Below are 19,984 nucleotides of genomic sequence, written 5' to 3'. Positions count from 1 at the left end.
TTGAGCGGGGGGGACCGCTTGCGGTGGGGAGTGTGCACTTTGAACACCGTTTAGAATAGGTTGGCCTTTTCGCAATTGAACTACAAATTCATTCTTCGCGTTGTTTGGTCTGTGATCCATAGGTATGCTCATAGAAGCAACCAGGAATGAACATCGAACAACCGTCTCAGGGGACTATGTCGGGGCATCAACTTTTCCAAACGTTGGAGACTCACACCCTCCGCCACTTCGTGGCCCTCCTCCCTCAAGGAGGATTAAAATCCTTATTCAGAAGCTCAAACAGTTTCTAGAGGATCGTCCCTTGATCCGGGGCATGGACTGTTTTTCACTGCGTGAAGCATTTTCTTTCAAACAAACAGCAGTCGTTTCGCCCGACATAGTGGGAGCTGACCTACGAAAGCAGACTGGCTTCTGAATTCCTCCCGCGGAAGCGGCATCACTTCTACTGGTTTTCTGAGGACGGTGGACCGTTGACGGTCAGCTGCTTCTTGGCGCAACTCACAACTTGCATCTTGGAACTTGCAACAGTCCTTTTCGGGGAACGGAGAACCGTCCAACGGCTAACCGTTCTTGCTTTGCTCTTCCAACCCCCTAACCCATACCTGCTACCACGTTTCTAAGCAACCTCTAAGCGGATGCTAAGCGGGCTCTAAGAAATGGGCCGTAGACTGAGAATCGTATTCACCCCCCAGGGGAATTGGACAAGCAATTAAGGAATAGTAGACTAAGAAGGGGTGAATATGGATGAAGCATCCGAGAGGTAAGCGTTATGATCCTGAGTTCAAACTCAGATTAGCTAAGGAGTTTGTGGAGACAGACAAGACACTTGAAGAGATTGCACAAGAGAATGGAATAAGCTCCAAGACATTGAACAATTGGACCGTGAAATACAGAAAGGAAGGAGAAGCTGCGTTCTTTAAAGTATCGCGATCTGGAAGTTTCATTAGAGATCCAAATAAGATTCCACCTGTTCTATACAAGGAACTGGGACTTGACAAGATAAGAGAGAATCCAAGTGAACTCAAGGGTTCTTTCACAGAGAAAGAGAAGCTATTGCTAGAAATAGCTGAATACAAATTGCAGGTCAAGATACTGAAAGAAGCGTTAAAAAAAAAAGAGAGAAGCCGAATAACTGACAGATTCCTGGCTGACGATTATATAGGACTGGGCTTTACAGTTGAGTTTGTTCTACTCGTCCTTTCTTATCCAAAGAGCAGCTATCACTATCAAAAGAAAGTGAGGGTTATCCTGGTCGGTAAACCACCTAATAGAACTCGCGGTTTCTGTAATAAGGTAGATGGAACAATGATTACCGACATTGAACTTGAGGAGATACTCCTGGAGATTTTCTATTTCAACGATCCATATGATCCAAGGTATTACTTGAAAGTCCTCGGCAGCAAGAAACTGAGCAAGTATCTACTGAACGAGATGGGGATAATAGTCAACCACAAGAAACTGCACAGACTGAGAAAGAAGCTGAGGATCGTAAGGAAGTACTACACCAGACATACGCATCCTGTAAGACGTTCCACAGTGCATAGATTGAATAGACCCGGAATACTCTGGGAAGCAGACATTAAGGTCATATCCACCATCACTGAAGGAAACATCGCTTTACTGGACATAATAGACGTCTATTCAAGGGAAATCGTAGGTTCGTTCATTGGCAACAGCTGTAAGAGTGGAGATGTCATTTCCTTATTCAAAGAAGCGATTCTTTACCAGGAATCACTTCCGCAAGTAGTGAGAACGGACAATGGAACTCAGTTCAAAGCCAATGCAGTCAGAAGGTTCTTTGAAAAGCTCAATATAATCCAGGAGTTCGGTTACAGACACAATCCAGATTCTCAAGCTCATATTGAGTCTCAGCATTCAAATGTGCAGAGAGAGTTCGTATTCCTGAACCGTTTCGAGGATTCGCAGGATGTTCTCAAGAAATACAAAGTCTACATGGATTTCTATCACAACCTTAGACCTCATGCATCTTTGAATTACTTAACACCTAAAGCATTTAAAGAACTAAACAACGAAACTCCGATTCAGATCGTAAAACCGTGATTCTCTAACTTCTTGTCCAACCATTGGGGGTCAAAGGGGAATGTACCAAAAATCATATGGAGGTGTAAGAGATGAAAAAGATAGTGTTAATTACGATAGCGGTTCTTCTGATCGGTGGAATGACATTGGCAGTAGGCTATGGAACGAAAGCGATGCAGAGAGTTCAGGATGCTACAACCTGTGAGAACTTTGTGGATGCAGACGGCGACGGAATAAATGACAACTGTCCGAATGACGGTGTAAGAGAACTAAAGAATGCCCAAGACGGAACAGGCTACAGGCACGGAGCTTCTGGCGAAAAGGGACCGGGACTCGGCAGAGGATTCGGAAAAGCAGCACAGCTGTAAGAGATAAAACCCCTACTCAATCTAGTCGAGGGCTCGAAAGGGCCCTTGTTCTTATAATGAACACATCGACTTTGACAGCACGAATTCTGAAACGCGCTAAAGAAGGGCACAATCGAAAGGGAATCCAGACGTACCACCGCATTTCAAATCACCGCGCGCTTGATTCGTTGAGTATGTCAAAGGCCCCAGACTGGCATAAGGGTTTCATTTTGAGTGTCACGTTCATTGCCCTTCATGAAAAGAGAAGCTCTTTCCGAAAAGCCAAAAGAAACGAAGAAATCAGATTTCCAGGTTCTAAATCTTCTCCTACTTGAATCTAGGAATATCGGCAGGTAGTCCCACTCTCATGAAAAATCTCGCGAAGGCTTGTGCGAGGTGTTCCCTGTACGGAGGAAGCAAACGAAGCCGTTTTCCGTAAAAGTCATGGAACTCGGGGGATCAAAAAACCGGTGCGGGGGCACCGGTTTCTATACAAGGCTAGGGGAACGTTCTTCTTTGCATTTCGCGGATGTTCCCGTCCCTTCGATAAACTGTCTGGTCATGTTGAAGTCCATGTAGATAGTGCCTGTCTTTCCGTTTCTCTGTTTGGCGACTATCGCGTGATATTCATTCAACGACTGGCTCTTATTGTACAGTATTGGCCTGTAAATTAGGATTACAACATCGGCGCTGTGTTCTATCGTTCCAGATTCTCGAAGATTCGAGAGCTTTGGAATCCCCTTGTCGTTTTTGCCGACTTCCCTGTTCAGTTGCGAGGCGACTATGATCGGGACTTTGATATCCATAGCGAGAGCCTTCAGCGACCCCATTATCTCGCCGATCTCTGCGTCCTTTGACTGCTTTCCCGGGCAGCTCATGAGCTGGAGATAATCTATGAAGACAACATCGAATTGATGAAGCATATTCATCAGCTTTATGCCTGCTATGATCTCGTGAACAGATCTCACCCCGCTGTCACAGAAGAACATCTTCTGATCCATCGTCCTGTCAATCGCATCGTTCAGTAGCAATTGTCCTTCTTCGCTCAGCTTTTCCGACTCTGCACTGAGGTTTATATCGAAATCTTTCTGGTGCATTCTGTTCTTAAGGTCAACTACATCGATTTCCAGAGAGATATATCCTATAGTCTTTCCCTCGGCGGCCCAGCGATCCGCAGTATTCAGCATAAAGGCAGTCTTTCCCGTTGCTGTCTCTCCTGCTATTACCACAAGTTCCTTACCCCTAAGACTGTTCAACACCGTGTTGAAATATCTGAACGGCCAATGAAGCTTCTTGCTCTTGTTCGCCCAGACATCCGTGTGAAACTGCTTTAGAAGCATATTTGCCTGCTTCATGTCCACGTACTTGAATCCAGACGAGCTCTCATGAAGGAAGGACATGATTCTTTCGGTCGCAGCCTCAATTCCCATGCTGCCTTGCCCCATAGCACGAGAGATTTGGTTTAGCAGAAACCTGAATTTCTTGTTCCTTAAAGTCTCATTGAAGTAGTCGATCAGATTGTTGGCATGGTTTTCATCTACCAGTTCAACATCATCGACATCAAAGCGTTCCACCCTGTTGTACATTTCCATCAGGATGAAAGTGGGATCTTTGTCTCTCTTTTTTGAAATAATGTCGTAGATAATCTGCGATTCCTGGGAAAGAAACCTTCGATCTATCTCGTCAATCCTGCACCTAAGATTTATGTAGTGTATCAAAGCCTTTAGCACTTGCCTTTCGGACCTGACATCGAGAATCATCATCTCTCATAACCCCCTTCCATTGAACGACTCGCTCTCGAGAAAGCTCATAAATAGCTTCCATAGCTCAGGTTTCTTCAGGAGCGAAAATAGGTACTTTTTCTTATCATCTGCCCTGTTTATTGCTTCGGTGAAATATTCTACAAGCCACATGGGGAAATACCAGTCGATCTGTCGATCTGAATCTCCTATTAGCGCAGCTGCAAGTTTGTAATTGTCCTCGATTTCCAGCCTCTCTTTTATCAGACTTGCAGTTCTCTTGATGAAGTCATTCTTTCCCCACTTAGATATATCTTCGCTCGTGCCTGCACGATACGAAGTATCCTTAGTAATATCATTATTTAGTAGTGACGGGTTTTCCGCCGACGGATTATCCGCTTTTGGTTTTCCCGAAGCCGGGAAATCGGTTTGCGGGTGAACCTCGCTCAAATAAGGAGTTTCGTAAATCAGGTACCTCACCCCGTCGAACTTGCCCTTCGTTCCTCGCAGTTTGACTTTTTTCACATAACCGGCCTTCTGGAGTTCTTCAATTCCCCTTCTAATACTCTCCTTTCCATCCTTAAAATTCCTCCTGATCTCGGAGAGCCGAAACTCCCAGTCATCTGGTTTGGAAAGAAAGAAGGCGAGAAGCCCTTTCGCCTTGCATGAAAGAGAAGGATCGCTCAGAAAGCTTTTGTCGATCGCTACGAAATTTCTTTGCTTCTTTACTCTGAAAATAGATGTGGTATTAGATCTTGAGACTCTCAATTAACTCTCTCCTCTCTTCAACTACATTCTGATAGGAATCGCGATTCCTGTCGTAGATCTCGTTCATAATCCTGTGGTACTCCCTGTGAACTCTTTCCTCAGAGGAAATGTTGCGGAAACGATCACGATAGGAACTAACGAATCTTCCTGTGCTAGAATCTCTTCGGGAAAAATATCCTTTGTACCCTTTCGGATCTCTTTCAGGAGATCCTTTTTTTCTTCTTACCAACTTGCCCACCTTCTTTCGGTTTGAATTTTTCTTACAGAATCGGGACACGAGCTCCGACTGGGGAAATCATAATCGCAAAGAAACCCTGATTCCAAGTACTTAACTATTCTTTAAGTTTTGTTAAGACTGTTTGCTTCAAAAACCCTCCGAGTGCTCGAAAAGAATAACGCAGTAAAATCCCGTCTCTTGCCCCTCACTACTTGTACAGTGTTCAGTTGTTCCCGATTTAGAGCTACATTCAAGATCACCTCCTTGAGCAAAACCTGGAATCAATTTTGAGAATATCTCTCATCCAACAAGCGGAGCTGCTTTTTAGAAGCAGGACTGATTGCCTAAATTCCCATGAAAAAGATAGAATCCGCTGAGTCGAATTCTCTTGACACTCCTCTTGAGAGTTCAGAAAATCGAAGAGACTCTTCTTGATCATCCGAAGTCCGGTCTTCGCATATCAGTCATTATTTTATACACACGGAATCTCCAAAACCAAGCTCAGGTGAAAATCACCTATTTTCAAGAAGATGAAACCTAATTGCAATAGTAACTGTCCATGTCGCATCCTCAGGCAATGGTCTGAGAAGAAAGAAAAAGTGAAGCAGATAATAAAGGACGCGCTTCCAGATGAACAATGGAAGATAGATCCAGAATTCTTCGACTTCATCCTGGATGTCTTGATAGACCTTGTCGTCATGTTCCTGAACAGAGGACTTTGGAAGACAGCGATGAAGGTGTTATGAAGTAATAGAGTTGGTTTCAACGAATATGAATTCTGATCCAAATTACTAAGCCGTTTCATTCAAGAGCTGATAAAAATCAGAATGCAGGATGACCGCAAATATCAGTGATAGTTGAAGGTCATCCTGTTTTGCGATAAAGATGCTAATAGAAGCAAGAGCCCTCCAATTTTCCGCAAGTTGATCTTGAAAGAAGCGTCAACACAAGATTATTAGAATTTGAAATCGTAGCAAGAAACGAAGAACACTTATGGCATTACTCAAGAGGGATTGTCTGGCAAAGTTGCTCTGCTAAAGACGTGATCACTAAGAATTCTCTTTTCTACAGGCACGTTTGACGACTGAGGGACATTCTTTGCTCACAAACAACAGAACGTCCACTAATGAATCAACTTTGACACGAACTGAATTGTCTCTCAATCAAAATTGAACTTCCCAAAAAACCTCTTTCAATGAATGAAACAGAAGTCTAGTTGCATTCGCTAGGAATGTTTTGTTCTCAATGTTAACTATGCTAGACTTTTATTGATTCGTTACTTGTTAATGTAACCGATGAAGCTTTCTGCCATCGGTCATTGCTTTCAGGGGAAACGCTCCAGAATGAAACGAAATAGGCGTTTGTCCACCATGAGCATAGGGGGTTTGTTGGTGGATATAAAAGTTGGTTCGGTTCTCTCCGGCAAACGCTGGAGTGAGCCAGTGCTGGTCAACACTGTTGAAAACGTTGGAAATCACCTGAGAATTGTCGGCACGACCCGTTATTCAAGACGGCTTATTGATAGTCTCATACCTTTATCCGAGCTTTCCACGATAGAAGTATTGAGCGACAGCACCGCTTTTGCAGCGGACCCCAGGGAAGTATTCCTTTCCCTTGAATGTCTGCGCTACAGGTATGCCAGTCTTTACGACCCCCTGCTCGCAATGAACACTTCGAAGATTCACCCGCTGCCTCATCAGATTGAGGCGGTCTATGGATACGTTCTCAAAAATCCTAAGATAAGATTTCTCATCGCTGACGATCCCGGTGCCGGAAAGACAATCATGGCGGGACTGATCATAAAAGAGCTGAAACTGCGCAAGGTTATCAAGAGGACGCTTATAGTGGTTCCCGGCCATTTGAAGGATCAGTGGCGCAGGGAGTTGAAGGAACGCTTCGAAGAAAGGTTCATCGTTATCGATCGCGGTCAGCTCGACACGCGTTACGGCGAGAACATATGGGAAAGCGAAAGCCAGATAATCACGTCCATAGACTTTGCCAAACGCGAAGAGATACTTCCGTCCATTTCGGCGGTCGACTTCGATCTCATTATAGTGGACGAAGCCCACAAGATGAGCGCAACCGCCTACGGAGACAAGATAAACAGGACTAACAGATACAGACTTGGAGAGGTGCTCTCGAAATCGACGGAACACCTTCTTTTCCTCACGGCGACTCCGCACAGGGGCGATCCCGAAAACTTCAGGCTGTTTCTCGATCTACTCGAACCGGGCTACTTCTCAACGAAGGAACTGCTCGGCGAATCAATCCAGAACAGGGACAATCCGCTGTTCATCAGACGGGTCAAAGAGGAACTGAAAGACTTCGACGGGAAACCTCTCTTCCTGCCGCGGCACGTGAGCACGGTCAGTTTCAGGCTGGATGAAGAGGACGACGAAGAGAAAGAGCTTTATAACGATCTCTCGAGATACGTCAACGAGCAGTATAACAAGGCTCTTTCGAAAGACAGGAGGCGAAATATTGCCTTCGCCCTCGTGATACTCCAGCGGCGTTTTGCCTCAAGCACATACGCGCTGCTGCGTTCTCTCGAGCGAAGGAAGGACAGGCTGGAAGAGCTCCTGAAGACGGCCGAGCTTAGACAAAGTATGCCTCAGATAAACTATGACGACATCGAGGATATGTCTGAAGAGGACAGATGGAAAGAAGAAGAGCTCTGGGAGGCTCTCAGTGTATCCGAGAACAAGCACGAACTGAAAGCCGAAATACACACCCTGGACAATCTAATCCTTCGCGCGAAGAAGATCATAAGTCAGGAGTCGGAGACGAAACTGAAACACCTGAAGGAATCGCTGGTGAAACTATCCGGCAAATTCAGCGATTTGTATGATCAGAAGATACTCGTCTTCACGGAATCGCGCGACACTCTCGATTATCTCGAAAGGAAGCTTATGGAGTGGAGCTACACAGTCACCACCATACACGGCGGGATGAGACTGGAGGACAGAATAGCCGCGGAAAGCATATTCAAGAACGAGAAACAGATAATGGTGGCTACCGAGGCCGCCGGAGAGGGAATAAACCTTCAGTTCTGCCACATGATGATAAACTATGACATCCCCTGGAACCCGAACAGACTGGAACAGCGAATGGGAAGAATACACAGGTACGGGCAGAACAGAGAAGTCTTCGTGTTCAATATGGTCGCAGAGGATACCCGCGAAGGCATGGTTCTGAAGCGACTGTTCGACAAACTGGACGAGATCCGCCGCGCCCTTGGGAACGACAAGGTATTCGATGTCCTCAGCGAAGTATTCTACGGCAGGGACTTCCCGCAGATGCTAACTGAAGCGGCGGCGAACGCAAGGAACATAGACGAGATAATCGCCGAAATGGATATATGGGTCGATCACGAAAGAAATAGCGAGCTCAAAGAAATTCTGGGAGACAGCCTAGCAAGCAGCTTCATAGATTACACGAGAATAAAGGAAATGGCCCAGCGCGCAAGGGAGCACAAGCTGATTCCCGAATACACGGAACGGTTCTTCAGGAAGGCCTTCGAGAAAGCCGGCGGAGTCATGAAACAGCGGGGAGAGTTCTTCGCTCTCGAACAGGTCCCCGTGAAGCTGCGCCAGCGTGACGGCGTTACGAACAACAGGATCCTTAGGAGCTATCCCAAAATCACCTTCGATAATGAGCAGGCCTTCAGGCATCCGGACGTCGAATTCATAACATTCGGTCACCCTATGTTCGAATCTCTTCTCGACTGGGTGAGTGACGAATACGGTCTCACGCCTCTTGAAGGAGCTACGTTTGTCGATCCAGACGGAAGAATGAACGGGTACATATTCTTCTTCGAGGGCGAGATAACCGACGGCGAAGGAAAGACTGCGGGCAAAAGGCTGTTCGCCTGTTTCACAAACGACGATGAGATTAACCCGGTATCTCCGGACATAATCTGGGATTTGAAGGAAGAAAAGTTGGAGTGTAATTCTGCAGATATACAGGAACTGAAGAAGAAAGCGTCGAGCTATTCAATAGGGGAATTGGAAAAGTATCTGAAGGAGCTTCAGGAAGAAAGAGACCACCAGGGCGAAATAAAAGAGAAATACGGAGTCCGGTCTCTCGAGCACCTCATAATAAAGCTCGATGGAGAACTTATCGATCTGCAGGCACGCAAAGACAGAGGCGAGGACGTCGATCTCGCCATGAGAAACAAGCATGACAGAAAGCAGCGTTACGAACAGCAGTTGAAGAATCTCATCCAGCAGATCGAAAGTGAGAGAAGCCTCACAATGTCGATGCCTCAGTTCGCCGGAGTGATCCGGGTCTTCCCCGAAAAGCCTTCCGATCCCTTCATGGTGAGCGACCCCGAAATAGAAAAGATCGGGATGGACATCTCCATGGATTACGAAAGACATCACAATAGAGAACCACAGGACGTGAGCGCGGAGAATCTCGGCTTCGATATACGTTCAAAGTTAATGGATGGAACATTCAGATACATTGAAGTGAAGGCGAGGGCAACCACGGGACCTGTCGAACTGACCCAGAACGAATGGCTCAAGGCGAAGAGGTTTGGTTCCGACTACTTCCTGTATGTGATTTTGAACGCGGCTAAGGAACCGGAGCTGTACATAATACAGGACCCTGCGAACAACCTTACGCCGACTGAACGAATAGAGTCGGTGAGATACCTGGTATCTCCGAATCAGATAAAGAACTACCCGATAGACAATTCGTAGTCGATAGAGGGGGCGAACCAGTTGAGCGAGCGAAGGTTTATAGAAGAGAGTTTTCCTGTGAAGGAAGTTGGTACTGAAGCGGCAAAAGAGAAGAATATCCGTCATGGCAACATATCCACGCTTCATATTTGGTGGTCCAGAAAGCCTCTGGCTTCTTCGCGCGCTACAACATATGCGGCTCTCGTTCCCGAGCCGAAAGACGTCGATGATCTGAATGCCAGGCGAAATTTCATAATTGAATTATCTAAATGGGAGAACTCAAATAACAGGGAGCTCTTGGATAAGGCCAGAAAAGATATACTGAAAGCCAACAACGGGCAACCGCCAAAGGTTCTCGATCCCTTCGGCGGCGGAGGATCGATTCCGCTGGAAGCGCTCCGACTCGGCTGCGAGACGTACACGGGTGATCTAAACCCCGTTGCGGTGCTCATACAGAAGGCGACTCTGGAGTATCCACAGAAATACGGGAAGCCGGTAAAGAGGGATACCGGCAACGTTATGCTGGACAAGAGTGAAGTTAACCCGTTACTTCAAGACGTCAAGAAGTGGGCAGACTGGGTCCTGGAAGAAGCGAAAAAGGATATAGGAAGATTCTATCCGAACGATCCGGACGGGTCAGTTCCGGTTGGATACTACTGGATGCGGACAGTCCCATGTCAAAATCCTTCGTGCAAAGCTCATATCCCCCTTACGACTAACTGGTGGCTTGCGAACAAGAGTAGCCGAAAGATAGCGTTATATCCGTATATAAAAGATGGAAAGGTTGAGTTCAAAATAGTTGGGACCGGTTATGAAAAGATGCCGGATGATTTTGACCCCGATAAGGAACAGTCTCACGTGCAGTTGCGGTCTGCCCTGTATGCGGGTCAGCGGTTGAAGCAACTACAACTCGCAGGCTCTTTCAGGAAGGTAAGGCGGGGGAGAGGATGGTCGCCGTCATACTGACAAAGCCGGGCGAGACGGGCAAGCGTTACAGGATAGCGACCGAAGAAGATATGGAAGTCTTCAATAAGGCAGCAGAATACATGGAAGAGAAACGAAAGAAGCTACATGATCTGTGGGGAATAGATCCTGTACCGGATGAAGAAATCCCAATCGTACACACAATAACCCAACGACCATTTGCACCTAGGGAGAGTTACGGGTTTATGACTTGGGGCAGTCTCTTCAACTCTCGGCAGAAGCTCTCTCTTATAACATTCACGGAAAAGGTTAAAGAGGCTTATAGAAAGATGATCGCTGAAGGGATTGAGAGAGAGTATGCGAAAACATTGCTGACGTTTCTTTCTATTCACTTGGATAAAATGGCTTCTTCTTCTTCCACACTGGCAAGATGGCAAAGTAACCGTGATACTATAGCTGATACGTTTTCAAGGCAAGCTTTGCCAATGTTATGGGATTATATTGAAGTTAATAACATATTCGGCAAGTCAAGAAGCTATTCAGAAATGTTGAAAGACATCATGATAAACATTGAACTGCTTTCAAGAATGATCCCGGGTCATGTTAGTTCTATTTCGGCTACTAATCTCCCTTATGAAAGTAACTACTTCGATGCAGTAATAACCGACCCGCCATATTACGATAATGTCCCGTACTCGTATCTCTCCGATTTCTTCTACGTATGGCTCAAAAGAAGTATAGGGGATCTCTATCCGGAGCTCTTCTCCACATCTCTGACCCCGAAGAAGAACGAGATAGTCGCTTATTCAACTGAAGCAGGTGTTGAAGCGGGGAAGCGACAGTTCGAAGAGATGCTTTCACAGGCTTTCAGAGAGATCCAGAGAGTGTTAAAGTCTAATGGGCTCGCGGTTATAGTATATGCCCACAAGACCACGGAAGGCTGGGAAACGCTAATAAACTCATTGCTGGATTCAGGGCTTGTTATGACTGCCGCGTGGCCCGTGAACACTGAAATGCAGGCCCGGTTACGTTCACAAGAGTCAGCTGCTCTCGCATCTTCAATATACATCGTGGCCCGAAAAGTAGAGAGGAGCGGCATAGTTTTCTATAATGAAGTTCGCGAAGAATTGAAGAAGCACCTTGACAGGAAGTTGGATCGACTCTGGGCCGAGGGAATCGGCGGCGGAGACTTCTTCATAGCGGCCATTGGCTCCGCGATAGAAATCTTCGGAAAATATGAGAAAGTAATGGACCTGCAGGGCAACATCATACGCGCCGATCGGCTTCTTGAAGACGTCAGGATTATCGCCACCGATTACGCGATCCGCCAGATCCTGCATAACGGATTTGCTTCGGAAATCTCAGACAAGACGCGCTTGTACGTCCTTTGGCGATGGAATTATGGCGATGTCAAAGTGCCATTCGACGAAGCCCGAAAACTCGCCCAGAGCTGCGGAATGGATCTCTCTCTTGAATGGAACGGCAAGGGTTTCATACGAAAAGAGAAGGAATTCGTCCGTCTTTTGGGTCCGCAGGATCGAAAGCTGAAGGAACTAGAAGATACCCACGAGCTCATAGATGTGCTGCACAAAACGCTTCTTCTATGGGAATCTAGCAAACGCGATGAACTATTGCAGTTGCTTTCCGATTCTGGTTTTGGAAAGAACGACGCCTTTTACAGGGTAGCTCAGGCAATAAGCGAGACGCTTCCAAACGAAAACAAGGAGAAGAAGCTGCTGGATGGATTCCTGGCTGGCAGAGAGCGAATAAGAGAGGATTCAATAAAGAAGCATGAGAAAGACAGCGAACAGCAAGGGAGGTTATTCTGATGAAGCCCTTTCACACGGTTGCGATTCCTCACGAAGATATAAAAAGCGGCGCTCTGGAGATGAGCGTCTTCGCCGCCGACCTCTGGAACGCCAGTCGCGGTAAAGGCCCACAGGAATACTCGAATCCGGATGTGTTCTTCAGAAAGACTTATCAGACGGACGGTCTGAAGGAGCTGCTGGAAACCGTTCAGAAAAGACTGGAGGGGCGAGGAGGGGACTCCGTTCTTCAGGTCCAGACACCGTTCGGCGGCGGTAAGACCCACTCCATGATTGCGCTATATCATAAGGCGGGGGAATGGAACGCGAAGAGAGTCGTTCTTGTAGGCACAGTTTTGGACAAGGATAAGACTCTATGGGGAGAGATAGAGCGCCAGCTGACGGGAGAGATCAGGTATCTTACAGGCAGGACTTCTCCGGGGAGAGAGGCTTTGAACAAAGTCCTGACTACAAACGCACCGGTTCTTATCCTCATGGATGAACTGATGGGATACATGACAAAGCCTCCGGCGTGAAAGTTGAGGACACTACTCTTGCGGAACAGACTCTTGCCTTCATGCAGGAACTATCGGAGGAGGCTTCTTCCATTTCCGGCGTATGCGCATTGGTAACGCTTCAGTCAAGCTTCATAGAACAGTCCTCCGAGGCAGCCGAGAGACTGCTGTCAAAGCTGAAAAAGACACTGGGAAGAAAAGAGAAGGTCTATGCCCCTGTGAAGGACAGCGAAGTGACAAAGATAATCCGAAAAAGGCTGTTCTCGACCATAGATGAAAGAGCTGCGGAAGCGGTCGTCTCCAATCTGGTGGATTATTTCGCAAACCAGTCGATGCTCCCTGCAGGCATAGAAAAGAGCGATTACAGGACTCGCTTCCTGGACTCATACCCCTTCGCACCCGAAGTAATAGACGTGCTTTATCACCGCTGGGGAAGCTACCCGGAGTTCCAGAGAACGAGGGGTGTTCTCCGTATTCTGGCGCTGGTCATCCACTCCATGCTGAAGAGCGGTAATTCCTATATAAGCCTGGCCGACTTCGATCTCGATAATCAGGAGTTGAGACAGGAGTTAATCAAATTCACCGGCTCCGAATTCAACAGCGTCATCGCATCGGACATAACGGCCGATGACTCGGGAACCGTGAGGACGAATCCAGAGTTGGGGAGAGCTTATCAGAATCTGAATATAGCAACCAGGGCTGCCCAGACGATATTCATGTATTCATTCTCAGGCGGTCGCGAACACGGGGCGACCCTCACGGATATAAAGCGGCAGGCGGCGGCGTATGATAATCCGGCGGAAGTGATTTCCGATTGTCTGGAACGTTTGAAGAACAGGCTCTTCTATCTCCAAAATACCGACGACAAATACTTCTTCAGCAACAAGCCGAACCTGAACAGGATCATTCATACAAAGATGGAAAACGTGTCGTCGGAAAGCCTCAAGGAGCTGGAAGAAGAGCTTCTGAAGAGAAACATATCCGGCAAGCGATTCAAGACGTTCGTAGGCGAACAGAGCTACAAAGACATTCCCGACAACTACGATTTGAAGTTGCTTGTTCTGGACAGCGTCGACAAACAGATGATGATGGAAATTGTAAACAACAGGGGGAACAGCACTCCGAGAGTCAATCGAAACACGATAATCTTCCTGTGTCCGGGCGAGAAAACAAACTTTGAAAAGCAGATGAAGCATAAGCTGGCCTTCGACGCCATTGAGCGAGATGAAACGCTGGAACTCGGTGAAACGGACAGAAGGAAGCTAAGAGAGGATATGAGGAAAATCTCCTCGGAACTCGATGACGGCGTCCACAGAGTGTACAGAGAGATATATATCCCGATAAAGAACGGTCTGCTCCCAACCGATCTGGGCATACCGACATACGGAGAAAACAAAACTCTGGACGAAAGGGTATTCGATCACCTGAAATCGGAGCAGAAGCTTATCGACAAACTCGCCCCGATAGTGATACAGGCAAAATACATGAAAGACAGTGATCGCCTTTACACGGAGCAATTGTGGAAGTCACACCTCCAGACCCCGGGCGAACCGCTGCTGATGAACAGAGGCGTACTCGAAGAGGCGATAGTCGAAGGTTTGAAGAACGGTCTCTTCGGACTTGCCATGGAAAATGGCGGAGGCCTCAAGCTCATGTATTTCAACGACAGGAAGAGCGCGCAGGATACTACCGTTCCGGAACTCCAATTTTCCAGCGTGGAACTGCTGCTTGCGCTTGCCAAGTGTAAAGAGTTGGCAGAGAAAGAACCGGGGATTGGCTATCACGGAGACTCCGGTGAGAACACGGTGAATAAAGTAGTGAAAGATCCAGATAGTGGTACTGACCCCGCCATAGGTAAACCCGGGGCAGACGATGAAACGACTCGTTCCTCATCTGGAGCGATAGAAAGACTTGATCTGACTTTTCACCTGCCGAAAGGCAAATCGTCGGATGTTATGAGGATAGTCAATTACCTGCACGAAAAGTACCAGAATATACAGCTGACGATTTCGGCGTCCGAGGGTTCAATAACGCGGCAGGAATACGAAAACAAGATCGCAGAGGCCTTCGAACAGGCGGGAATAGAGATCAATGAGTAACAGCTCTACGAGCATATGTGTGTCTAAAATGTGCTTGGCTTTCGTTCTACATATCAAAGGAGAACTTTGTATTATGTGGAATTGAGATACTTCTTTGTGTGAAATATGATTCTCATAACTGACTCATGAAGCATCAAAAATGCACTACAGCTAATTGTTGGAGGCGATGGTTTGCACAAAACTCATTTGTTTATTCTGCTCTTTTTTGCGATTCTGATCATGTCATCTTGCGGATACTTCAAATATCCAAGAGCATACGAATTCAAAGAGCCTTTAATGATAACTTCAGCAGGGCAATCTCCAGGAGCATTACAGTTGACTCTTATTGCAGACATGATGGAACTGGATTACACGTTTGATAATCTTCTGAATTCCGATTGCTTGAACTCGAGCTCGTATAATACCCTGATATTTGTTGTTGGAGTTAGCGCAAAAGCGTTGGGAGCATTATACATAAGTCTTGACGACGAAATCGAGAGAGTTCGACACCTTGCAATCGAGGCAAAAAGCGCTGGGAAAAGCGTGATTGTTTGTAATATTGAAGGTGCGTCGCGCAGAGGGCCATGGTCGGATCTCGTAGTTAATACCCTTTCGCCATATTCAGATGCCTATTTTGTCAGGTCTGATGCTAATCAAGATGGCTTCTTTACCAATGTGAGTGAGAAATACAAAGTACCGCTTGAGCTGTTTGAGAAGGGCATCGATATCAGGGATATTTTGATCAAATTCTTTGGTGATACTGATTACTTGATGAATCTACTTGTTCCTAATTTGATCGCCCGACACTAAACATTTCCGACAGCAAAAACAGTATCCATATTGATAAGGAGGTCTTATGAAGACAGCATATCCGATAGACAAGTTTGATCTGTAGGGATTCATACAGAGCACTCTCGAGTATTGCAAGCAGAATGTGAGCGAAGGTATAGAACCATCTTCGGCGATCGTGATTTTCAAAGGCTATTCAAAGCCGCCTAAGCAAATAGACGACGGGAATCGCGATCTGGAGAAAGAGATCATACAGGACGGTTTGACTCTCTTCTTCCCGTTTGCCATAAGCAGTCTAGATGACACCATTAGCTGTGCGGATGGAAAGACCTACAAGATACTTGATTATGATGACGATGAAAGCGCGGAAAGCTATGAAGAGATTACTGTGCTTCCGGACGAGATGAATATACTGGGGCTGACCACCCGTTTCTATGCAGATTGCCTGGTGTTTGAAACCGCAAGTTACTATCTGGGCGCCCATGTCGCGCCGCCGCCTTCTATAGATATTCAGGAGAAACTCGGTTTTCTGCAAGAACCCATTGAGGGCTACATTTCGAGATTCGTTTTTTGATTATATATTAAGGCGAGATATTTCCGTTTTGTATGGCTTCATTCGGAGGTGAACATGTTCTTTCCAGCCGTTTCTTTTGATTCTATCGACGAAAACACGCTGATATCGCTCAAAGACAACCAGGTATGTGAAGACCGCCGCTTGGATTACAAAGTCGATCTTTCCCTAAAAGGCAACGACAAAAAGAAGGAATTTCTGGCAGATGTTTCGGCTTTTGCCAACACTATCGGGGGAAGGATTCTGTTCGGTGTAGCAGAAGAAAAAGGTGTCATAACAGATATTCCGGGCATGCCATGTGACGATCCAGATGCTCTTACACAGACAATGGACAATCTGATTGATAATAACATTGCTCCACGCATTAGGCAGAAAATCAAGGCAATTCAACTTCAGAACGGGAACTGCGTGTTCATGATTGAAATACCGCAAAGCTTTTATGGTCCACATATGGTTACTCTCGGTGGTTCCTCCCGCTTCTATTATCGAACCAATTCCGGCAAATTTCAGATGGACGTCTCTCAAATACGAGAAGCTTTCACGTCGTCTGCTGCTCTGGACGAGCGAATACGCAACTTCAGACTTGACCGTCTCGTGAAAATCGAAAGCGGTGATGGACCAGTGTCTGTTGCACCAAAGCCACACATTGTGTTTCACATTATCCCTGCAGAAAGTTTGAGTTCAGTTGCGACAGACTATATTGGCGGATTTGATGAGCACGAAATTCGCAATGAGCTTTTTAATAGCCTTGGTTCATTGTACGAATATGCAAAGTACAATTTCGACGGTTTTGTAGTTTTCTCCAAATCCAAGATTGAACCCACATATGTCCAGCTTTTTAGTAATGGTTGTATCGAACTCATGTATACTAGACCATTCTCCGATGATATCAACGATTTCCCGAAGATACGAATCAAAGTTCTTGAACAGTTTTCTATCAAAGCAATAGAAAAGCTAGTACAGCTGCAGGATAGATTGGGTTGCAGCTATCCAAGAATCATATACGCGTCTCTTATTGGAGTAAAAGGATACCGGATTTATCAAAGTAATCTTCTATCCCATAAAGATCCTATCGATAGAGACTCCCTTATAATTCCAGAAACGCAACTCCATGACCCAAGCGAGGATGTGGAAACCATCATGAAACGCATTTTCGATGATATATGGCGTGCAGGAGGACATTCTGAGAGCCTTAACTACAATAAGGAAGGAAAAAGAAAACAATCCAAGTAAATGAACATCCCGATTAACCTATTTAATAAGACCCTCCAACTTTGCTTATATGTTTACTAAAGCCACTTCCACTCTCAGTGTTCCTTGTTTGGGAACACTCATATTTCTGGCGTTGATTGTGTAATTCACTACGAATAGTTTGCGGTCTTGAAGCGATCTGAATTTACAATGGATAGCCTTCAATTCAAGCATAAGCTGGTGATGGAGAGATTCCTGATGATATTTTACCTTATGCTCCTTTGCGTTAACTGAAATCCAGTTCACTGTTCCCGGACGAATGAACGGTACATTATTTGGCCACTTAGAGATTCCAAACATTCCTTCATACGAGTACGGACGGCTCGGTTTATCCGGCAACGGAAAATCGGCTTCAGACAAGTCGATCAATTCGGGAAAATCGATAAAAATCAGCATGTCATCAGCGACCGCGGTACCATCGTTGTGTAATTCGAACGTCAACTTGAAAGTAGTCCGTCTATATTCATAAACCGCTTCGAGATATTCTCTGTATTCCTTTCCGTAAGCCAGTATTTCCGAGTCGTTCTTATCCACAAGATAGTGCTCGAAGGAATGTGCACTATGAATGGCTTCGCTTATTTCCCTTTCGACCAAATCTTCTATAAACTCTGGATCGGATGCTTTTCTGTCAAACTCAGAAAAGTCTATGATATTCTTTTCATCGCCACCCGGAAAAGTTAGATAGAGTCTTGGCTGTTGATTCTTCAGTCTCTGTAGTTCTTCAGTAAGTTTCCTGATCTTCTCATCTCGTTCGTCCACAAGCGTTTCTAGGAGAGAATCTTCGATTTTCAGTACATCGATGCCTTTTGACTTTGCATTGAAACCCATTCCTGTATCGGCGGAAGCAAGCATTACTTTTTCATCAGGATGTCCCCTCTTCAGAGCTAGCACCTCAGCGATTATTACGTCATCGGCATAGCTAGAAGAAACATCGGCTTCAAGGCCATATTCCATGATTACCGGTATGCCCTTTTTGGTATTCTCGTTGTTATCAATCAGCTGTTCAATGCGTTTCAGGAGCTTTCTCGCCTTCTCCGCTTTCTTTTTATTATGATGCGAAACCTTGTGGACATCCAGCTCATGAATAACTTTTGGGAGAACTACGAGTACCACGTCTTTTTCTCCCGTGATCTCTCGCCAGTCTACGTCATCAAAATACTTGCATTCTAGGAAAACGTTGGTATCCGGAACAAGATACACGGTTCACCAGCTCCTCTTCTGAAACAAATCTGCTAACCGAAACTCACCACAGCATTGCCGTCCTTCAGACATGATCCGAATGCGTAAGCGAACGAGTCGGTGTCCATCCCAGGCAGGAAGAAGACCGTCACGAATTGCTCCACGTCCTGCCCGCGGTCTCTCCACAGCCTGTATGTGATCTCCTTCATCTCTTCTTCGGTAACTTGTTGTTTTCTAAACAGTATCCTGGCGGTCCTTCTGTGGAACGCCTTCCCGAAGTCTCTGATTGCCAGTATTCTGTAGTCATCTGAAGCCGGTTCCATCACGTCCGCTTACCTCCGAATATGTTTTCTCATAACATGAAGTATTATAGTCGCTGTTACATTCTCAGCCAAATCGTTCGTCCGCGAATTCAGCGAAACCACATATTTTCCCGGGCAGCGAGAGGCTCTGACTATATCAACCCGCTATAATCGTCATTTCATGGGTTTTGCCACATTTGTATTCTCTACGCACGGTGACTTGTTATCTCTTCAGTTGAAACACATAAAAAGAAGGAGGTCGCAGACCGTGCAAAGGCAACTGACAACGGAAGAGATTGGAAAGATAGTGGAGATGTACGATCAGGAGATACCGGTAATCGATATAGCGAAAACATTCGCAGTAACCAAATGCGCCGTTTACAGAAGACTGCGGAGTTAATTGGGGTCAGACTCCATTTTTCATACTAGACGAGGAATCGAATACGAAAATCTGTGAGGGCATTCTTAATGATAGAAAAGAAAAGCAAAGCGCAGCTCTTTTCCCGCTCCTCTCACTGGTAAACTGCTATGCGAAGTCATTATAGCGCTTTGCGATATTAAGGAGAAAAACAAGAGTAGATAGATAATGCGCGACCTTAAGAGAGAATCTTTTGGATTTCTTCGATTTAGTAGAAATATGATCAAGTCTAGGGAACTCGTCAGTGTAGATGTGAGGAAAGCTTGTGTTACATTACTTGCCAAGGGTTGCAGAACGAATGCAGAGTAGTCTCATCAAGGTAACAAGGGTCTCATACCTCGAAGTGGCTTTGGAGGAAT

15 protein-coding genes and 1 pseudogene are annotated in these 19,984 nt (G+C 46.0%); 11 read left to right on the top strand and 5 right to left on the bottom strand.

The genetic code is table 11. The features are described 5' to 3' along the window. Window positions 1-744 precede the first annotated feature (744 nt). Window positions 745-2,061 carry an IS3 family transposase gene (locus BG32_RS11790; RefSeq protein ID WP_121526877.1) on the top strand — a complete coding sequence of 439 codons (1,317 nt, stop codon included), beginning with the start codon at window positions 745-747 and terminating at the stop codon, window positions 2,059-2,061. 71 nt (window positions 2,062-2,132) lie between these two features. Then, window positions 2,133-2,408 carry a hypothetical protein gene (locus BG32_RS11785; RefSeq protein WP_121526876.1) on the top strand — a complete coding sequence of 92 codons (276 nt, stop codon included), beginning with the start codon at window positions 2,133-2,135 and terminating at the stop codon, window positions 2,406-2,408. Window positions 2,409-2,875: 467 nt separating this feature from the next. Here BG32_RS11785 and BG32_RS11780 read toward each other — a convergent pair whose 3' ends face one another. The 3 genes from BG32_RS11780 to BG32_RS11770 are packed head-to-tail and all read right to left on the bottom strand — an operon-like array spanning window position 2,876 to window position 5,123. Further along, on the bottom strand, window positions 2,876-4,150 hold the full coding sequence (locus BG32_RS11780) for a DnaB-like helicase C-terminal domain-containing protein (RefSeq protein ID WP_121526875.1): 1,275 nt from the start codon (window positions 4,148-4,150) through the stop codon (window positions 2,876-2,878). Window positions 4,151-4,153: 3 nt separating this feature from the next. Continuing rightward, the gene (locus BG32_RS11775; protein WP_121510558.1) at window positions 4,154-4,894 is read right to left on the bottom strand and encodes a hypothetical protein; all 741 of its coding nucleotides are present in this window, start codon (window positions 4,892-4,894) and stop codon (window positions 4,154-4,156) included. Further along, complete coding sequence (locus tag BG32_RS11770) at window positions 4,875-5,123, bottom strand: hypothetical protein (RefSeq protein WP_121526874.1); 249 nt, start codon at window positions 5,121-5,123, stop codon at window positions 4,875-4,877. Before BG32_RS11770 ends, BG32_RS11775 begins: the two co-directional genes overlap by 20 nt. A gap of 587 nt (window positions 5,124-5,710) precedes the next feature. Between BG32_RS11770 and BG32_RS11765 the strand changes: the two genes are divergently transcribed. The 8 genes and pseudogenes from BG32_RS11765 (at window position 5,711) to BG32_RS11730 (ending at window position 17,708) form a co-directional block, all read left to right on the top strand. Continuing rightward, window positions 5,711-5,857: a hypothetical protein gene (locus tag BG32_RS11765; RefSeq protein WP_259459704.1), complete on the top strand. Its 147-nt coding sequence runs from the start codon at window positions 5,711-5,713 to the stop codon at window positions 5,855-5,857. Between the two features lie 645 nt (window positions 5,858-6,502). Further along, window positions 6,503-9,814: a helicase-related protein gene (locus BG32_RS11760; RefSeq protein ID WP_220660335.1), complete on the top strand. Its 3,312-nt coding sequence runs from the start codon at window positions 6,503-6,505 to the stop codon at window positions 9,812-9,814. Between the two features lie 21 nt (window positions 9,815-9,835). Further along, window positions 9,836-12,546 (top strand): annotated as a pseudogene (locus BG32_RS11755) (DUF1156 domain-containing protein). Next, on the top strand, window positions 12,546-13,058 hold the full coding sequence (locus BG32_RS11750) for an ATP-binding protein (protein ID WP_121526872.1): 513 nt from the start codon (window positions 12,546-12,548) through the stop codon (window positions 13,056-13,058). The pseudogene BG32_RS11755 and the gene BG32_RS11750 overlap by 1 nt, the downstream one beginning before the upstream one ends. Next, the gene (locus BG32_RS11745) at window positions 13,055-15,136 is read left to right on the top strand and encodes a DUF499 domain-containing protein (RefSeq protein ID WP_121526871.1); all 2,082 of its coding nucleotides are present in this window, start codon (window positions 13,055-13,057) and stop codon (window positions 15,134-15,136) included. The genes BG32_RS11750 and BG32_RS11745 overlap by 4 nt, the downstream gene beginning before the upstream one ends. Window positions 15,137-15,307: 171 nt before the next feature. Continuing rightward, a complete protein-coding gene (locus tag BG32_RS11740) occupies window positions 15,308-15,925 on the top strand; it encodes a DUF6305 family protein (protein ID WP_121526870.1) in 618 nt (205 codons plus the stop codon). A gap of 124 nt (window positions 15,926-16,049) precedes the next feature. Beyond that, window positions 16,050-16,478, top strand: a complete 429-nt coding sequence (locus BG32_RS11735) for a hypothetical protein (protein ID WP_147434996.1) — start codon at window positions 16,050-16,052, stop codon at window positions 16,476-16,478. A 54-nt stretch (window positions 16,479-16,532) separates the two neighbouring features. Beyond that, entirely contained in the window at window positions 16,533-17,708 is a 1,176-nt protein-coding gene (locus tag BG32_RS11730; protein ID WP_121526868.1) for a helix-turn-helix domain-containing protein, read from the top strand. Between the two features lie 45 nt (window positions 17,709-17,753). Here the strand turns inward: BG32_RS11730 and BG32_RS11725 are convergent, their stop codons facing one another. Next, complete coding sequence (locus BG32_RS11725) at window positions 17,754-18,926, bottom strand: PIN domain-containing protein (protein ID WP_121526867.1); 1,173 nt, start codon at window positions 18,924-18,926, stop codon at window positions 17,754-17,756. A gap of 32 nt (window positions 18,927-18,958) precedes the next feature. Further along, window positions 18,959-19,228 (bottom strand): hypothetical protein, encoded by a 270-nt coding sequence (locus BG32_RS11720; RefSeq protein ID WP_121526878.1) that lies wholly within the window; start codon window positions 19,226-19,228, stop codon window positions 18,959-18,961. Window positions 19,229-19,475: 247 nt separating this feature from the next. Here BG32_RS11720 and BG32_RS15430 point away from each other — a divergent pair, with 247 nt between their 5' ends. Continuing rightward, window positions 19,476-19,607 (top strand): helix-turn-helix domain-containing protein, encoded by a 132-nt coding sequence (locus tag BG32_RS15430; RefSeq protein ID WP_147434994.1) that lies wholly within the window; start codon window positions 19,476-19,478, stop codon window positions 19,605-19,607. Window positions 19,608-19,984: the final 377 nt, after the last annotated feature.

This window comes from Mesotoga sp. HF07.pep.5.2.highcov, from assembly GCF_003666285.1.
Taxonomy (GTDB): Bacteria; Thermotogota; Thermotogae; order Petrotogales; family Kosmotogaceae; genus Mesotoga; species Mesotoga prima.
The sequence above is the reverse complement of the archived record's forward strand: the minus strand, read 5'-3'. Positions and strand labels throughout refer to the sequence as shown.

Coding starts and splice junctions, on each gene's coding strand:
- BG32_RS11790 (WP_121526877.1), top strand. CDS start 745: ATGAAGCATCCGAGAGGTAAGCGTTATGATCCTGAGTTCAAACTCAGA.
- BG32_RS11785 (WP_121526876.1), top strand. CDS start 2,133: ATGAAAAAGATAGTGTTAATTACGATAGCGGTTCTTCTGATCGGTGGA.
- BG32_RS11780 (WP_121526875.1), bottom strand. CDS start 4,150: ATGATGATTCTCGATGTCAGGTCCGAAAGGCAAGTGCTAAAGGCTTTG.
- BG32_RS11750 (WP_121526872.1), top strand. CDS start 12,546: ATGAAGCCCTTTCACACGGTTGCGATTCCTCACGAAGATATAAAAAGC.
- BG32_RS11730 (WP_121526868.1), top strand. CDS start 16,533: ATGTTCTTTCCAGCCGTTTCTTTTGATTCTATCGACGAAAACACGCTG.
- BG32_RS11720 (WP_121526878.1), bottom strand. CDS start 19,228: ATGGAACCGGCTTCAGATGACTACAGAATACTGGCAATCAGAGACTTC.